Source organism: Shewanella sp. YLB-07, from assembly GCF_009377275.1.
The window spans coordinates 389,769-405,165 of the sequence record NZ_VOQB01000005.1 but is presented as its reverse complement, the minus strand read 5'-3'; the positions used below and the strand labels follow the sequence as shown (position 1 = coordinate 405,165).

General features: G+C 43.7%; 14 protein-coding genes. 11 read left to right on the top strand and 3 right to left on the bottom strand.

Going from position 1 to position 15,397, the window contains the following annotated elements; genetic code table 11:
* The first annotated feature begins 100 nt into the window (after nucleotides 1-100).
* The 8 genes from FS373_RS13760 to FS373_RS13725 all read left to right on the top strand — a co-directional run bounded on the left by FS373_RS13760 (nucleotide 101) and on the right by FS373_RS13725 (nucleotide 8,949).
* Nucleotides 101-838: a dienelactone hydrolase family protein gene (locus FS373_RS13760; protein WP_144047999.1), complete on the top strand. Its 738-nt coding sequence runs from the start codon at nucleotides 101-103 to the stop codon at nucleotides 836-838.
* A gap of 160 nt (nucleotides 839-998) precedes the next feature.
* Nucleotides 999-1,742 carry a spermidine synthase gene (locus tag FS373_RS13755; protein WP_144047998.1) on the top strand — a complete coding sequence of 248 codons (744 nt, stop codon included), beginning with the start codon at nucleotides 999-1,001 and terminating at the stop codon, nucleotides 1,740-1,742.
* Between the two features lie 192 nt (nucleotides 1,743-1,934).
* The gene (gene ahpC / locus FS373_RS13750) at nucleotides 1,935-2,504 is read left to right on the top strand and encodes an alkyl hydroperoxide reductase subunit C (RefSeq protein ID WP_144047997.1); all 570 of its coding nucleotides are present in this window, start codon (nucleotides 1,935-1,937) and stop codon (nucleotides 2,502-2,504) included.
* A gap of 183 nt (nucleotides 2,505-2,687) precedes the next feature.
* Nucleotides 2,688-4,265, top strand: a complete 1,578-nt coding sequence (ahpF, locus tag FS373_RS13745; protein WP_144047996.1) for an alkyl hydroperoxide reductase subunit F — start codon at nucleotides 2,688-2,690, stop codon at nucleotides 4,263-4,265.
* A 153-nt stretch (nucleotides 4,266-4,418) separates the two neighbouring features.
* Nucleotides 4,419-5,546, top strand: a complete 1,128-nt coding sequence (locus FS373_RS13740; protein ID WP_227992760.1) for a GGDEF domain-containing protein — start codon at nucleotides 4,419-4,421, stop codon at nucleotides 5,544-5,546.
* Nucleotides 5,547-5,766: 220 nt separating this feature from the next.
* Nucleotides 5,767-6,843 carry a porin gene (locus tag FS373_RS13735; RefSeq protein ID WP_144047995.1) on the top strand — a complete coding sequence of 359 codons (1,077 nt, stop codon included), beginning with the start codon at nucleotides 5,767-5,769 and terminating at the stop codon, nucleotides 6,841-6,843.
* A 10-nt stretch (nucleotides 6,844-6,853) separates the two neighbouring features.
* Nucleotides 6,854-7,264: a phosphate ABC transporter substrate-binding protein gene (locus FS373_RS13730; protein ID WP_144047994.1), complete on the top strand. Its 411-nt coding sequence runs from the start codon at nucleotides 6,854-6,856 to the stop codon at nucleotides 7,262-7,264.
* A 65-nt stretch (nucleotides 7,265-7,329) separates the two neighbouring features.
* Nucleotides 7,330-8,949: a methyl-accepting chemotaxis protein gene (locus tag FS373_RS13725; protein WP_144047993.1), complete on the top strand. Its 1,620-nt coding sequence runs from the start codon at nucleotides 7,330-7,332 to the stop codon at nucleotides 8,947-8,949.
* A gap of 129 nt (nucleotides 8,950-9,078) precedes the next feature.
* Here the strand turns inward: FS373_RS13725 and FS373_RS13720 are convergent, their stop codons facing one another.
* The 3 genes from FS373_RS13720 to FS373_RS13710 form a co-directional block, all read right to left on the bottom strand.
* Complete coding sequence (locus FS373_RS13720) at nucleotides 9,079-9,264, bottom strand: cytoplasmic protein (protein WP_144047992.1); 186 nt, start codon at nucleotides 9,262-9,264, stop codon at nucleotides 9,079-9,081.
* 131 nt (nucleotides 9,265-9,395) lie between these two features.
* Nucleotides 9,396-10,802, bottom strand: coding sequence for a cytochrome C biosynthesis protein (locus FS373_RS13715; protein WP_144047991.1), 1,407 nt, complete (start codon nucleotides 10,800-10,802; stop codon nucleotides 9,396-9,398).
* A gap of 628 nt (nucleotides 10,803-11,430) precedes the next feature.
* Nucleotides 11,431-11,937: an OmpA family protein gene (locus FS373_RS13710; protein WP_144047990.1), complete on the bottom strand. Its 507-nt coding sequence runs from the start codon at nucleotides 11,935-11,937 to the stop codon at nucleotides 11,431-11,433.
* A 391-nt stretch (nucleotides 11,938-12,328) separates the two neighbouring features.
* Here FS373_RS13710 and FS373_RS13705 point away from each other — a divergent pair, with 391 nt between their 5' ends.
* The 3 genes from FS373_RS13705 to chrA all read left to right on the top strand — a co-directional run bounded on the left by FS373_RS13705 (nucleotide 12,329) and on the right by chrA (nucleotide 15,336).
* Complete coding sequence (locus tag FS373_RS13705) at nucleotides 12,329-12,778, top strand: MarR family winged helix-turn-helix transcriptional regulator (RefSeq protein WP_152829637.1); 450 nt, start codon at nucleotides 12,329-12,331, stop codon at nucleotides 12,776-12,778.
* Nucleotides 12,779-12,878: 100 nt separating this feature from the next.
* A complete protein-coding gene (locus FS373_RS13700) occupies nucleotides 12,879-14,054 on the top strand; it encodes a glycerol-3-phosphate dehydrogenase/oxidase (protein ID WP_144047989.1) in 1,176 nt (391 codons plus the stop codon).
* Between the two features lie 112 nt (nucleotides 14,055-14,166).
* Nucleotides 14,167-15,336: a chromate efflux transporter gene (gene chrA, locus FS373_RS13695; protein WP_144047988.1), complete on the top strand. Its 1,170-nt coding sequence runs from the start codon at nucleotides 14,167-14,169 to the stop codon at nucleotides 15,334-15,336.
* The last annotated feature ends 61 nt before the right edge of the window (nucleotides 15,337-15,397 follow it).

The following is a 15,397-nucleotide window of genomic DNA, read 5'->3' as shown; positions in this document are numbered from 1 at the left end:
GCCCGGATAATAATTTTAAGCTTCAATAGCATTAATGTCATATGAAACATGTTTATTGGCCGATAAGTTTTGCCAATGATAGTAAAAGGAAACTAACACCATGATGGTAAAACAAGAAGTTCATGATATTCCAACCAGTACAGGTTTGATGCGGACTTACCTTTATCGCCCGAAAGCGGAAGGGGTGTTTGCTACTATTATTTTTTATTCAGAAATTTTTCAGCAAACGGCTCCCATAGCAAGGGCCGCGGCTATCTTGGCTGGTCATGGCTTCGTGGTATTGGTGCCTGAGGTCTTTCATGAGTTGAATCCTATCGGTACTGTGCTGGCTTATGATGATGCCGGTAAAGATAAAGGTAATGAAGACAAGTTTGCTAAGCCGCTTGAGGCTCATGATTCAGATGTCGATGCTCTGGTTACCTTTGCCAGAAGCCAGGAATTCTGTACCAGTCAGGTTGGAAGTATGGGGGTTTGTATCGGTGGACATTTGGCCTACCGCGCCGCACTTAACCCTGATGTCTCGGCCGCATTCTGCCTCTATGCTACAGATATTCACTCCAACACGCTTCCTTGTAAGCCTGGAAATGACTCTCTGAGCCGCACTCAAGACATTCAAGGTGAGATGGTTATGGTGTGGGGCAAACAAGACCCCCATGTATCCGGCGAAGGACGCAAGTTGATCTACGCTAAACTGGAAGAGACAGAGCGAAATTTCACCTGGTTAGAAGTCAATGCCGAACACGCCTTCATGCGCGATGGTGCAGATAGACACGACCCGGCGCTTGCGATGCAGATGTATGGTCAAGCAGTCGACTTCTTTCATTGTTTATTAAGGTAATCTACTTCACGTCTCCCTTATTATCTCAAAAAAGCGTTAACGGGCACTTCATCTCCTGTATATGGGCGAAGTGCCGGCTTGACTTGGAGCTTTTAAGATTTCCTTTCATGACCCGCTATTCGTATAATGCTCGGCCAATTCCCCTCCAAATCATAAATAGATGCAAGACGAACATGTTCTCCACGAAAGCCAAGACGAGATCGGTCCACTCATTGTCTTAGATGATAAATATATGCGAGTACTTTCATTCGGCGATAATGATGAGCAGAGTAAGTTACTCAAGTCTGAGCCACATATTCCTCAGCATACCTATATCCAAGCCATGCTGTTAGTTCTGCTCTTTATAAAGCCCAAACGAGTCATCATCTTAGGTCTGGGCGGTGGTGGACTGATCCATGCACTGCGTAGGTACGATACCGGCATTAAAGTCACTGCGGTTGAGCTAAGAGCTCAAGTCATTGAGTTAGCTAGACGTTACTTTCAACTGCCGATTGGTAAAAAACTGTCGATTATCCATCAAGATGCCAACTTGTTTCTCGAGCAAGGCGATCATAAAAAGGCTGATGTTATTTTTGCCGATATCTATGGTGCAGACGGTGTCGATGAGAATCAGTTATCTGAGACCTTTATTGCCAATGCCGCGGCCTTGATTAAAGCCGATGGCTATCTGGTATTGAACTGCTGGAAGGAGCATAGCCAAAATCGAGTGCTATTGAGTCATCTGCAACAACATTTTAGCGAGGTTAGGGCTTGCTTGACCGGAGGCGGTAACTGGGTGGTGTTCGCCGGAAAAATAAAGCGAGAAATTACAAGCGCCGGTTTAAAGTCCAAGGCTCACTCCTTGTCGCAACAGCTCGACTTTACCCTAGGGCGTTCCCTGACACGATTTGCCTTGTGGGAATAGACCTAATGGAGTCGTAGGGTTTGCTCTTGTTATCTGCTCATAAGTCCATAGTTCTTAAAAAGCGATTAGGATGATAGTTTTTATCCGTTATATTTAATTTGTCTGCTTGGTTAATATCTTCACATCGAAAACGAACTGATGATTCATTTGAACGTCAGGACAAAGATTTTATTACCATTTACGGAGCATTCAATGAACCAATCTATCATCAACACTGAAATCAAGCCTTTCTCTGCAACCGCTTTCCATAAGGGTGAGTTTGTACCCGTTACTGAGAAAGACCTATTGGGCAAGTGGTCAGTAGTATTCTTTTACCCAGCCGATTTCACTTTCGTCTGTCCAACTGAGCTTGGCGACATGGCAGACCATTACGCTAAGCTGCAAGAGATGGGCGTTGAAATCTACTCAGTATCTACCGATACTCACTTCACTCACAAAGCATGGCACGATACTTCAGATACTATCAACAAGATCCAGTACCCGATGATCGGTGACCCAACTGGCGCCATCACACGTAACTTTGGTGTGATGATTGAAGAAGATGGCCTGGCACTACGTGGCACATTCGTTATCAACCCTGAAGGTCAAATCAAGGTTAGCGAAGTTCATGACCTGGGAATAGGCCGTAGCGCTGCTGAGCTGGTTCGTAAGATTCAAGCCGCTCAATATGTAGCGACTCACGACGGTGAAGTATGTCCAGCTGCATGGCAGCCTGGTGCCGATACGCTTGCACCATCTCTAGACTTAGTCGGTAAAATCTAAACTGACTTAAATCCGCTGGTCTAGATTTTTCTCTAGGCTAGCTGGACTTAAGTGAAAGCTCGCTTAAGCCGAATTTTATTTTTTGTTGGTTCGAGCCGCCCCCTTTCAGGTTCGGGTTAGCAAACTCTCAATTTTTATAAACCAATTATTTATAAAACTTATTCTATTTTTCTAGGAGTCATCATGCTGGATACGAATCTTAAAAATCAACTGAAAACCTATCTGCAAAACCTCAAGCGTCCAGTTGAACTTGTCGTGTCTGCAGATGATAGCCCTAAGGCACTCGAACTTAAGTCATTGGCGCAAGATATCGATAGTTTATCTGAATTAGTCTCAGTGTTAGAAGTTCAAGGTGAGCGTATGCCATCGATGAAAGTGACAAGTGCAGAAACTGATACAAGCATTACGTTCGCTGGTTTGCCCATGGGTCATGAATTTACCTCGTTAGTATTGGCATTGTTGCATACTGGCGGGCACCCACTGAAGCTAGATGATGCTGTTATCGCGCAGATCAAAGCGCTACCAGGCGAATATCATTTCGAGACTTATGTTTCTCTAAGCTGTCAAAATTGTCCCGATGTGGTTCAGGCATTGAATATGATGGCTGCAGTCAATCCCAAAATCACCAACGTGATGATAGACGGTGCGCTGTTCCAGACAGAAGTGTTTGATCGAGACATTCTGGCGGTTCCTTCCGTGTACCTTAATGGAGAACTCTTCTCCCAGGGACGCATCAGTTTAGCTGAGATCTTAAATAAGTTAGACACAGGTGCGGCGAGTCGTCAGGCCGAGCAATTAGCTCAGAAAGACGTGTTCGACATGTTGGTGGTTGGCGGCGGCCCTGCTGGTGCATCTGCCGCTATTTACTCGGCGAGAAAAGGCCTCAATACCGGCGTCGTTGCCGATAAGTTTGGTGGCCAAGTGGCTGAAACCCTGGCTATTGAGAATTTTATCTCAGTCAAGGCGACCGAAGGGCCCAAGCTGGTTACTAACCTTGAGTCCCATGTACGTGAGTACGACGTTGATGTGATGGACAATCAACTTGGCGTTAAGTTGACACCAAGCCAAGGGCCAAACCCTTATCACGAATTAACCCTTGAAAATGGTGCAACACTAAAAAGCCAAACCTTGCTGCTCGCCACTGGCGCGAGATGGCGTGAAATGAATGTTCCCGGCGAGCAAGCGTATCGTGGTAAAGGTGTGGCTTACTGTCCACACTGTGATGGTCCCTTGTTTAAAGGAAAGCGAGTTGCTGTCATAGGTGGTGGTAATTCGGGTATCGAAGCGGCAATTGATTTAGCTAATATTGTTGAGCATGTGACTGTGCTGGAATTTGATATTAAGCTTAGAGCTGACGATGTGCTGCAGAGAAAGGCTGCATCTATGGACAATATCACCATAATTACTCAAGCCATGACGACTGAGGTTCTTGGTGATGGGTCACGAGTTAACGGACTTAACTACACAGATAGAGCCACGGATGAGCAGCACAGTATAGAGCTGGCTGGTATCTTTGTTCAGATAGGTTTAATTCCTAACACCGAATGGCTTAAAGGTGTGGTAGATCTAACACCGAGAGGCGAAATAATTGTAGATGAGCGTGGTCAAACATCTATACCTGGCATATTTGCAGCGGGGGATGTGACTAATACTCCTTATAAGCAGATCATCATCGCCATGGGCAGTGGCGCTACAGCATCATTAGGGGCCTTCGATTACTTGATTCGACATAGTGCACCCGAGCAAGCGAATGCCGCCTAATTCTTTAATTTACACTTAGTTTAAATGAAAGCAGTCAACGTTAATCGTTGGCTGTTTTTTTATGTCCATTTATAATCTTATTTTTAAAGCTTGTAAGTGGAAAAGTTGTAAGCTTATAACTGAGCCCAATTTTAAACAAGGCAAGGTTTCTACATGGATTTAAAGATGCCCTCATCGGAAACGCAACTAAAAAAAGAGTGTCACCTTTATCTCATTAATGGGGGGAGGTGGGCGGCGTCGATGTCTATTTTTATTTTGATTGCTATGCTAGCAAACATTGCCTTGCAAACTTCTAAAGTATTGCTCGCATCGAATATCGTCTTATACATGATGCCTGTTTTTCTCACTATTTTGCTGGCAGCAGTAGTGATACGAATTTATTCAACCGATGAAATATCCAACAATGCATTATTAACCTATCTCTGTTCTTTAGAGTTCAGTTGGTTATTTTTGATTTGGATGATTTTTGATAGTTCAGAAGAGATCTTTGCAGGCAATGCGGCTCTGGCTGGCGTCGAATCAATCGTAGATGTACTGGTATTTACTTTTGCTATTGCATTATTTGTCGATAGAAAAATAATGTTAATGGGGGTGCTGCCTTTAATGTTATTGAGTTTTTTTCTGCGGGTAACAGAGATCCCAGATAATTACTTTTTTCCATTAACTAAGTTTATTTGTTTTTTTGCCATCGTAATTACGGGTCAGAAGATACTTTACACTTGGTTTAAGACTGCGGTAGTCAGAGATATCGAGAAGCAATATTTGTTAAAGCATTTCAGGCGAATGGCGTTAATCGATGGGTTGACAAATATCAGTAATCGCCGTCATTTTGATGAGATTTTATCTCAAGAGATTAGGGCGTCAGAACGAAATAATCACCCACTTTGTATGCTCTTAATTGATGTCGATTATTTTAAAAAACTAAATGATAGTTTAGGTCATCAAGTTGGTGATGATTGCTTAGTTGCCTTAGCTAAAGTGCTCACTGATGTTGCTAACCGCCCAAGAGATCTAGCGGCTCGTTATGGCGGCGAAGAGTTTGTTATGTTACTTCCGGATACCGATAAAAGTGGTGCCTGTCGTATTGCGGAAAAACTGAGAACCGCCTTATCTGCGGTAAAGATTCCTCATCCAGATTCAGATATAAGTGAATACATAACCGTTTCTCAGGGAGTGTGCCAGTGGCAAGAGGGGATGCAGCCAGATGAGTTAGTCGCTGAGGCCGATAAGCAACTTTACCTGGCAAAGAAAAGTGGCAGAGATTGTTTCAAAGCAGTATGAATTCAATATGAAAAGTTAATTCAACTTAAAATTTAATCACTTCAGGTGTTTTTTTTATATCGTCTATAATTCAATAGATTAACTGTCTTTAGCTCAATCCATATGGGCATTCTTAGACAATACCTTTCTAGTTTGGTTCCCTAAAATGTTGCAAATAAGTTGCAGGCTAAGGCATCTGTTCTAGTCTTAAAGCGGATATGCCTAACTTAAAGGTTTTTTTATGAAACATAAACTAGCAGTCAGTCTTGGTGTTCTGCTACTTGCTTCTCCAGCGCTAGCAGAAGTTCGTATCTCTGGTTTTGCTTCAATTGTAGGGGGGAAAGTGATTGATGGTACTGGGGTTGATGAATTTGATCTCCCTCCCACATTTCTAGCCGATTACCCTCTTGTTGGAGCCTATGAAGAGGAAATTAGTTTTGAACCTGATAGTCTTTTCGGTTTGCAATTTTCAGCAGACTTACTGGATGGTTTATCTGCAACGGCTCAGTTAGTTTCTCGTGGAGCTAATGATTTCGATGTTGATTTTGAATGGGCTTACATCTCCTATGAACTCAATGATAATTGGACTGTTCAAGGTGGTAAAAAGAGGCTTCCATTATATTATTATAGTGATTTCTTCGATGTCGGTTATGCCTATCCATGGGTTCGTCCACCAGCTGATAACTACACGTGGCAAATTTTTAATTATACCGGTTTGAGTGCTTTGTATAACTACTTAATAGGTGATTGGACTATGTCTGGTCAACTCTATTACGGTAGTGAAGATGATGAGCCAAATAAGCTGTTGTCAGAGTTTTTCTTTGGTGAGGCGACTCGTGAAATTTGGAAAGATATCGGCGGGTTAGTGGTTCAGCTTAATTACGACTGGTTAGATATACGTCTGACTCATATGCAGTATACCAATGAGCGATATATTGGTGGAGAGCAACAAATGTGGGATGGAAGTACTGAGCGTAAAGGGAAGTTCTATGGTCTTTCAGTAAATGTTGAATATGAAAATTGGATGTTATTGACTGAAATTAATCGCTTAGATCTTTCTGGTACTGATCTTGACACTTATATGGTGACCTTCGGTTATAGGTTTGGTGATTTCTTGCCTTATGCGAGTTATTCGGACTTTGATGACGGAGAAGGAGGGGAAGTACACAATACGACTTCTGTCGGTGTCCGCTGGGATTTCCACCCTTCAGCAGCATTTAAAGTTCAATATGATGAAGTGAAAGATAATGGTGGTCCTGGCCTGAAAGTTGCTGGTGATTCAGAATCATTCAGTTTTGGTGTAGACCTCGTATTCTAGGAGAGAGAAGATGAAAAAATTATTTTGCTCAATCCTATTGAGTTTGTTCTCGTTACAAGCTTTAGCGGGTATCGCTGTGATAGTCCATCCGAACAATAGTGATTCCTTAGATAAGAAAAGTATTTCAAATCTATATCTGGGTAAGACTAAGAGGTTTCCGGGAGGAGCTCAAGCAGTTCCTATTAACTTGGAAGAAGGACAAGCGAGCCGAGGTGATTTTGACTCCAATGTGTTAGGTAAATCATCGAGTCAATTGAAGTCTTATTGGTCTAAAAAAGTGTTTACCGGTAAAGGTACTCCACCGAAAGAGTTTGCAACCGATGATGAAGTGATAAAATTGGTTTCATCTAACCCTAATATTATTGGCTATATTGATAGTAGTAAGGTTAATGATTCAGTGAAGGTGGTTGCTGAATTTTAATCTGTTTACTTTGATTGATAGCAACCTAGGATCGAGGGCTTCCTCGATCCGATATGGGGTAGCGAATGAAATGGTTTAATAATGTGTCAATTTTTAAGAAGATCGGTGCGATCTTTGTCTTATCTGTAATTATTTTTGCTGTGACATTAGGGATAAGTATCGTCTCTATCAATAAGAATCGCGCCACGCTCTCGTTTATGGAAGACAAAGTTTACCAGCGTGTTCAGCTTGCGAATGAAAATGTCATTTTCATTCAACGTCTCGATGAACTCTACACTCAATCAGTTTCATTTGCCGATGAAGATTTACTTGCCAGTGCCAGTGAGATGTACGTTTCCCTCGAAGAAAATATTACTCGTCTAATCGCTCTGGATAAGCCGCATGAGAAGAGGCTTAGATCTCTCAATAAGGTAATTGAGATATTTAATCGGATCACCTTAGATCTGGCTAAAGGCATGCTCGAAGGCACGATTGATATGGGTAAGATTGGTCAGATTATTCAAGAAAAAACCAAGGCGTATGATGACTCATTGGCTCTGGTTCAGGGGTATCAGCAAGATAAGGTTATCGAGTTTAAAGACACAATCAAGGAGGCTAGGGATCGCTCTGAGCAAAGTTTGTGGTTAACCCTCTCCATAGGCATAGCCTTGTTGATTATCATGGCCATCGTGACTATAGCCATCGCTCGGGCTATCAGCCTCTCAGCTAAGAGTGTCGCGGCATCTTTGGCCGAACTCGCCGATGGTAAGGGAGACCTTTCCCATCAACTCGACGTCATGGGTGATGATGAATTAGGTCAGGTATCGGCTAATTTCAACCGTTTCTTGAGGCTGCTGGCTGAATCAATTCAGCGGGTGGTGAATGTGACAGACCCCTTGCTCAATAGTGCACACTCCCTGGAGAGTCAGATGGAAATAGCCTCGAGTGCGACTCAGAAACAGAGTCGTGATGCCGAGACTGTGCAGCAATCTATGGAGGAGATGAAGCATTCTGTTACCGATATTTCCCATAGCGCTAATCAAGCCGCCGAAGCCGCACAAATTGCGGAGCGAGAGGCCACAGAGGGGATGGCTGTAGTGCAAAGAACCATAGATATCTCACAGGAGTTGAACAGTGAGATAGAGCTGGCATCTACGGCAATTAATGAACTGGCCAAAGATACCGAAAGTGTTAACTCCATTCTCAATGTGATCACTTCTATCGCAGAGCAGACGAATCTATTAGCACTCAATGCCGCCATCGAGGCCGCAAGGGCTGGAGAGCAGGGGCGTGGTTTTGCTGTTGTTGCCGATGAAGTTCGGGCGTTAGCGTCGAAAACAGCCGATGCAACCAAAGAGATCCGCGAAGTCTTGTCTCGCTTAAAATCGGCTGCCGAATCATCGGTTAGTACCATGGGGACCGCATTGAGTAAGTCCAGTGAAAATGAGAAAAATGCGCAAAATACCGGTCAGGCGTTGAACTCTATTCAGCAACAGATAGTGAGTATCAATGGCATGAATACACAGATAGCCGCAGCGACAGACCAACAGTCAGCGGTGGCCTCTCAAGTGGTTGATAATGTGGTGGATATGAATGCATCTTTTGAGCAGACTTTGAGTATTCTATCTGAGGCAAGAGATGTGTCCGTAGGTATGTCTGGGTTTGCCGATGACCTTAAGAATGCCACTTCTCAATTCAAGTTATAAGCGGGCTAGTTAGCTTGTTTTTAATACCAATTGGTATAAATAAAGAAAACCCTCGATATCGATTGCCGATATGAGGGCGTTCCGTTTCAATATTCCAGTCTAAAAGCCGAAGCCTTGGCTCAAATGGTATTAAGCCTTAACATTGATATTTTGGCCACTATTGCCTACAGGAGCAGGATTAGTTGCCTCAATCAATTGAAGTGCAATTTCTCCTTCAGCTTCTTGCTGTTCCTTCGCGAGTTGAGCCACTTTAACTATCATGCCGCCGCTACTTAATTGCGGTTCTAGATTCGTCGTACCTAAAGAAATTGCCATCGATATGCCTCGTCTTTGTTTTAGTTACTAATAAAGAACTATCGGCTCGACTAACCAAATATTGAGCATTATTTTTGACTAATTTCAGATAAAACCTTGAGTGTTGGCCGCTTACATAACGGCCAATTCATTTACTTTAAAGACTTGCGCGCCATGGTTATGGCAAAGCTCAATAGAATAGAGCTTGCAATCAGCATGATAGCGACAAGGGGACTCTGCAGTGAAACGGGATCTATAGCTAGCATAGTGCCCATACCTATCATCATAATTCCGGACATCAACTTAAGTGTCTGACCCTCTTTCTCTGTGAGTTTACGTTTCCCCATTGTGGCACTAAAGACGATGACAATAATGGCCAAAGGAATAACATAGACCAGGTTATAGAACACGAGATACAGATAGCGCTCTAAGTCAGATAGATCATGCATAGAAAGTACACTGGTATAGATCATCGGGAAGCCTGCGGTACAGAGCAACTCATAGGCGTTAGCTACAATCGCTAGGATAACGGTACCGCCAATCATCGCAGCCATAGAGCTGGCATTAGTCAATTTCCCCATACGTTTTATTAAGCCTGTGCGGTTTTTAGCCGACATGGACAGTGTCACTTCCCCCTTGGTGAAGAAGTAATCCTTGATATTAATGACTCCTGCAATGAGCGCTAGAATACCCGCGCCTAAGATGATCAAACTACCATCACTGCCTGCGCCAAGAAGCGTAAAGATATTGAGCCAAGCTATCATAAACAGGAAGTAGATAAAGCCAGAGAAGAAGACAAATATACCGCCAACGATCAGCATGCGTGTTTTACTCTTAGCATTTACCATGATTGATAGCAGGAAGAGTAAAACAAAGAATGCACAGGGATTAAAGGCGTCGACACCCGCAAGTACTATGGTTAGTAGAGGTAGGGAGAGCTTTTCAGGTGCTACGACTCCTATTAAAGGGAGCTCTATGGGTTGAACCTGGCTTTGTTTCGCAACTTCACCAGTAGAAGCTAAATCGCAAGTTCCTTCATTTCCCGGATTTTCGCTGGTATCGCTGCATGTACCAAAGAGAGACGAATGCCCCTGCTCATCTGTAGCTTGGAGCGGATCGTTATCGATAACTGTGCCACCTAAGCTGCGGTAGCAAGCTTTCAAGTTATCGAGTAGATACTTACCTGTGACAGCTTCACTGCTATAGCCAACGGTTGCCAGATCGCAAGCCGCGATATAGGGAACTGAGCGAGCTGCAACTTGAGTCTTATTAGCAATACCTTGCCAAATATCCATGGTGTCAGGATCTGACACTAGGTGGGTTTCAAGATCGATCCAAGGATAACGTTTAGGCAGTGAATCTATGAAAGGGTGGGCTTCTGCGCAGTGAGGGCATGTCTTGGACCAGAAGAAATAGAGTTTAATCTTTAGCTCGCCATCTTGATTAACGTAATGCCAGCTCGAATCTTGACTGCTCTCTTGTGGTGTTATTGATGTGTTCGCTAACGTTGAAAATGAGCCGAGGCAGAAAATCATAAGTACGAATAATGCTTTAGCCATGTACCCTCCTGTGGGATGTGCTAGATGTTATCGCTGATACTGGTATCACAATAAATATCTTACTTATCTTTTTTTGGGGGGATACATTCGCATGCAAGACTTGCAACAGAAATCTCGAATCATAAGAAAATGGGAACTGAGGCCGATTCGCTATATAAGGTTTAAACCTATGGTCACAGGGAGACCATAAGTGGGAATTTATACCATTCCGAGTAAGTATCTGATCATTCAGCGGGAGTTCAAAGCACTGTAGGCAAGGCGAATGTTTGAAGCTAATAGTTATTCTATATCGAGAACATTCAACGTAGCATAAAGGGCTTTGAAACCCGCACTGCGTGAGGCTCTCAGTGTTTCCACTTCTGTGTTACATTGACTTAAAAGGGAATAACCATTTCCTCATCAATGTGCCTTGAATTGAAAAAACTGAGAGCCTCTGAACTGACCAGATACTTATATGGAATGGTATTACATCGCTTAGTGCTTTATTGGTATTTGCTAGATGATATAAGCCTTAGCACCGCTATGGCTTATTCGTTGATTTGATCTTGAAATTAGCTCATTAATTTCATTTACTCAGTTTGTTCGAGAAGTCAGTTCATCAAGGTAACTGGATAGTAACCCTTAAATTCTAGCGAGAACCAGAGATAGTCCCTTCATGAGGATCACTAGTGTTTGAAGCATCATCTTCTGAGTTTATGGACAGCAAGCTGGTATCTTTTTGAGCCGCTATAGCAAGGGCTGCGGCAGAATTCGATTGAGCATCATGACACCAAGTTATACTGACATCTCTGAGATCTTCGTTACTGGCGGTTAAGATACGGCTGATGACAGGTGCCGGGTAATGTGAATTGGTCAGGTATTGTTTTATTCTATCTATACGTCGATTTGCCAGCCACATATTGTACTTGCGGTTATCATCGCTGGCTTGATGTTTTAATATCTGAAACTCGAGTAGTAAATAGCCCGGTTTACTTGATGTACTTTCAATTAATTCATCCAACTGCTTGGCATACTTACTGGGGAAGTAAGAGCTGTTTTTAGCATAGGGGATTTCAGTGAGGTGTATATATTGTTTACACTCTGCTATAGCGCTTCCTGCAAACAGTAAACAGATGATAGATATGATTGCTTTCATTTATAACTCCTTCGAAGCAATGCCCTGTTGGCCTTCTGTGACAACAAGATTTACGGTCTAGATAGATAATTTTAGGTGCAAATCTATGCCAATGCAGGATAAAAATCAATCCATTGAATCTTGAGGTTTTTTTAAAAGAGCTGTTTTTCAAACACAGATCTAAAGTGCCATTATACAGACAGGCGCCGAAAGCCTTGCCGCTCCTAGCATACTGGTTTAAAGACATATTTTTGACATGAATAGTCAAGAATACTCAGCATGAAAAAAAAATTAAAATTTACAGTCTTGGTCGTATATTTTTGCCCTGTTTCGGTTCTTTTTATGAAAAAAGTCGATTTATTTTTCATATGTAAGTATATTGTGCACAATATAACACTGTGGTTTTGCTAACATGCCTAACGTAAAAGATATCAATCCTCTCTCGCTCGATAATCAAGTTTGTTTTTCCCTATATAGTGCCACCAACGCCATGGTGAGAGCATATCGCCCGTTATTGAATGAACTGGACCTGACTTATCCCCAGTATTTAGCCATGTTGGTATTGTGGCAGCACCAAGGCATCAGTGTGAAAACCTTAGGGGAGAAACTGCATCTGGATTCGGGCACCTTGACACCTCTGCTTAAGCGTTTGGAGGTGAAAGGATTGGTCAGCCGTGGTCGCAGTGAGCAAGATGAGAGAGTTAGAGTGCTACATATTACTCAATCAGGGAAGAAATTAGAGGCGCAGGCTGCAAAAATCCCCGATCAGATGCGCTGTAAACTTGGGGGGGATCCGCAAGTATTTACTGAATTAAAACGCCTATGTGATCAAGCTTACCAATTACTCAGTTCTGCCAAGTGAAGCGAGTCTCATTTATAGGAAAATTTATAGGGAAGTCAGGTCTAAACTTTGGTTAAATAATTGTGCTATCTTGGTTTTATTCGAGTGAATAGAGAAAACCATGGATACAATAGATGTGGTCATCATAGGAGGTGGGATCAATGGGGCTGGCATTGCGCAATGTGCATCGGCAGCAGGTTACAGCGTCTTACTACTCGAGAAAGGTGCTATCGGTGGGCAAACCTCCGCAAACTCAAGCAAACTCATTCATGGTGGTCTACGTTACTTAGAGACCGGACAGATATCTCTGGTTAGAAACTCCTTATCTGAGCGCCGAGCCTTGCTTCGTTTAGCGCCCCATCTAGTGAAAGCCGTGCCTTTCTACATCCCTGTCTATGACACGAGCCAGCGCAGCCAATGGGCGATACGTGCCGGGTTAACGGCATACTCAGTACTGAGCGAATTCGATCCTCTAGGGCGTTTCACCAGCTTGCCTGCGGTGGAGTGGTCGAAAATTACCGGGTTAAAGCTGCAGGGACTAAAAGCCGTGTTCAGGTATTGGGACGCCCAGACCGATGATAAAGCGCTGACCCAAGCTGTGATGAGAAGTGCCCAAGACCTTGGGGCGCAAGTCCTCAGCCATGCTGAGTGTGGCGCGATGGTCCATAAGCCAGACTACTGTGAAGTGAGTTACCTTTATCAGGATGCTCTCGTGGTACAAAGAACATCTTGTGTCATCAATGCTGCTGGTCCTTGGGTCAACGATGTGATAGATAGCTTGGTCCCTCCCATGGCTAAAGAGAGTGTCGACTTGGTACAAGGCTCTCATCTCCTATTGGACATTCCTGCGCCCGATGGGATCTTGTATCTGGAATCTTGCTTCGATAATAGGGTGGTGTTTGTGATGCCCTGGAAAGGCAAAACCTTACTCGGGACCACAGAAAAAATTCTGGAAGAGCTAGATGGCAAACCTGAGTCTACGCGAGAAGAGATCTATTACCTGCTTGGGATATATAAACATTACTTCCCGGCTCAGGGGAGCGTTGAACAGCTGGAAGGCTTAATCACAGACACTTTTTGCGGGGTAAGAGTACTGCCTAAGCTCAATGGCAGTTCATTCGATCGCCCCAGAGAGATATTACTCAAAACCAGTGTTACTCACCCCAGGCTGATGACGCTCTATGGTGGTAAATTAACGACCTTCAGAACAACTTCTAAAGAAGTGGTTCGCTGGATGGAGTCTAGGTTGGGAAAACGAGTCGCCCTCGCAGATTTAGATACTATGCCTATCTTATGAGCCATGACACCGATAGTTGAAAAACATTTTCAACTATCGGTGTCATGTTAGTGTCATATTGGTGTCATATAATTGCCGATAATTATTATTCCATTACCTAGTCAATTACTCTATGTGGCATATTTTTGTTCGTTTTCTCTCCTTGGGACTCGTCAGTTTCGGTGGTCCCGCCGCGCATATTGGCTATTTCAGGCAGACTTTTGTTAGCGATCTGAAATGGCTCGATGATAAACATTACGCGAGTCTGGTTGCATTGAGCCAGTTTATGCCTGGGCCGGGTTCGAGTCAGGTAGGTTTTGCCATAGGCTATCACAGAGGCGGTTTACTCGGTGGCATAGCCGCCTTTGTCGGCTTCACTCTGCCCTCATTTTGTTTACTCTTTCTACTGGCGGTGACCAGTGCTCAATGGTTGGATAATGGCCTGTTTCAGGGGGCCATATATGGTCTGAAATTACTCGCCGTGGTCGTGGTTGCCGATGCTGTGTGGATCATGTTCAACCAGTTTTGTCGCAAACATGTGGCTAAAGTTCTGATGTTAATCTCTAGTGTCCTATTGATTTTATATGGATCTCTGCTGACTCAGGTGCTGATCTTGTTGGTGGCAGCTCTGGTGGGGGTTAAATATCTTGCTCCCAATGACGCTAGTGATGAGCTTACCCAGGCAGAAACTAAACCTATTACTCTGGGTTATGCCTGGTTAGCCGTCTTTGCCATTTTGTTCATCGCTTCCCTGGCGTTAATAAAGATGGATGCTCAGTTGGGTCAAATCTTTGGTCAGTTTTTCCAGACCGGTAGCCTGGTATTTGGGGGCGGTCATGTGGTGTTGCCGTTATTGGAGACCATAGTCGGTGATGCCATGACCAGCGATAGATTCATTACCGGTTATGCTTTAGCGCAAGCGGTCCCTGGCCCCATGTTCGCTTTGGCTGCTTTCTTAGGTGCCGAGCTTTGGAGTCAATCGCCTTTAGTTGGGGCCTTAGTGGCAACCCTTGCGATCTTTCTTCCTGGCTTCCTATTGATGTTAGTGGCATTGAAGACTTGGGCAGCCCTGAGTGCTCGTCCTAAGGTTGTCGGAGCCTTAGCTGGTATCAATGCATGTGTGGTTGGTTTTCTGGTTTCGGCGCTCTATATGCCGGTGTTTACCAGTGCGGTGAAAGTGCCTCTGGACATGGCATTGGTACTCTTAGGCTTTGGTTGTTTGAAGCTGTTTAAGCCGAATATTTTATTCTTGGTGGTGAGCTTCGCATCGGCAGGGGTATTGGTTAAACTGCTCGTTATCTAGCTAAAATAGGATTAGCTAAATAGTAGGGGGGGGGAAAGTCATTCCCTCTTTATATTTGACA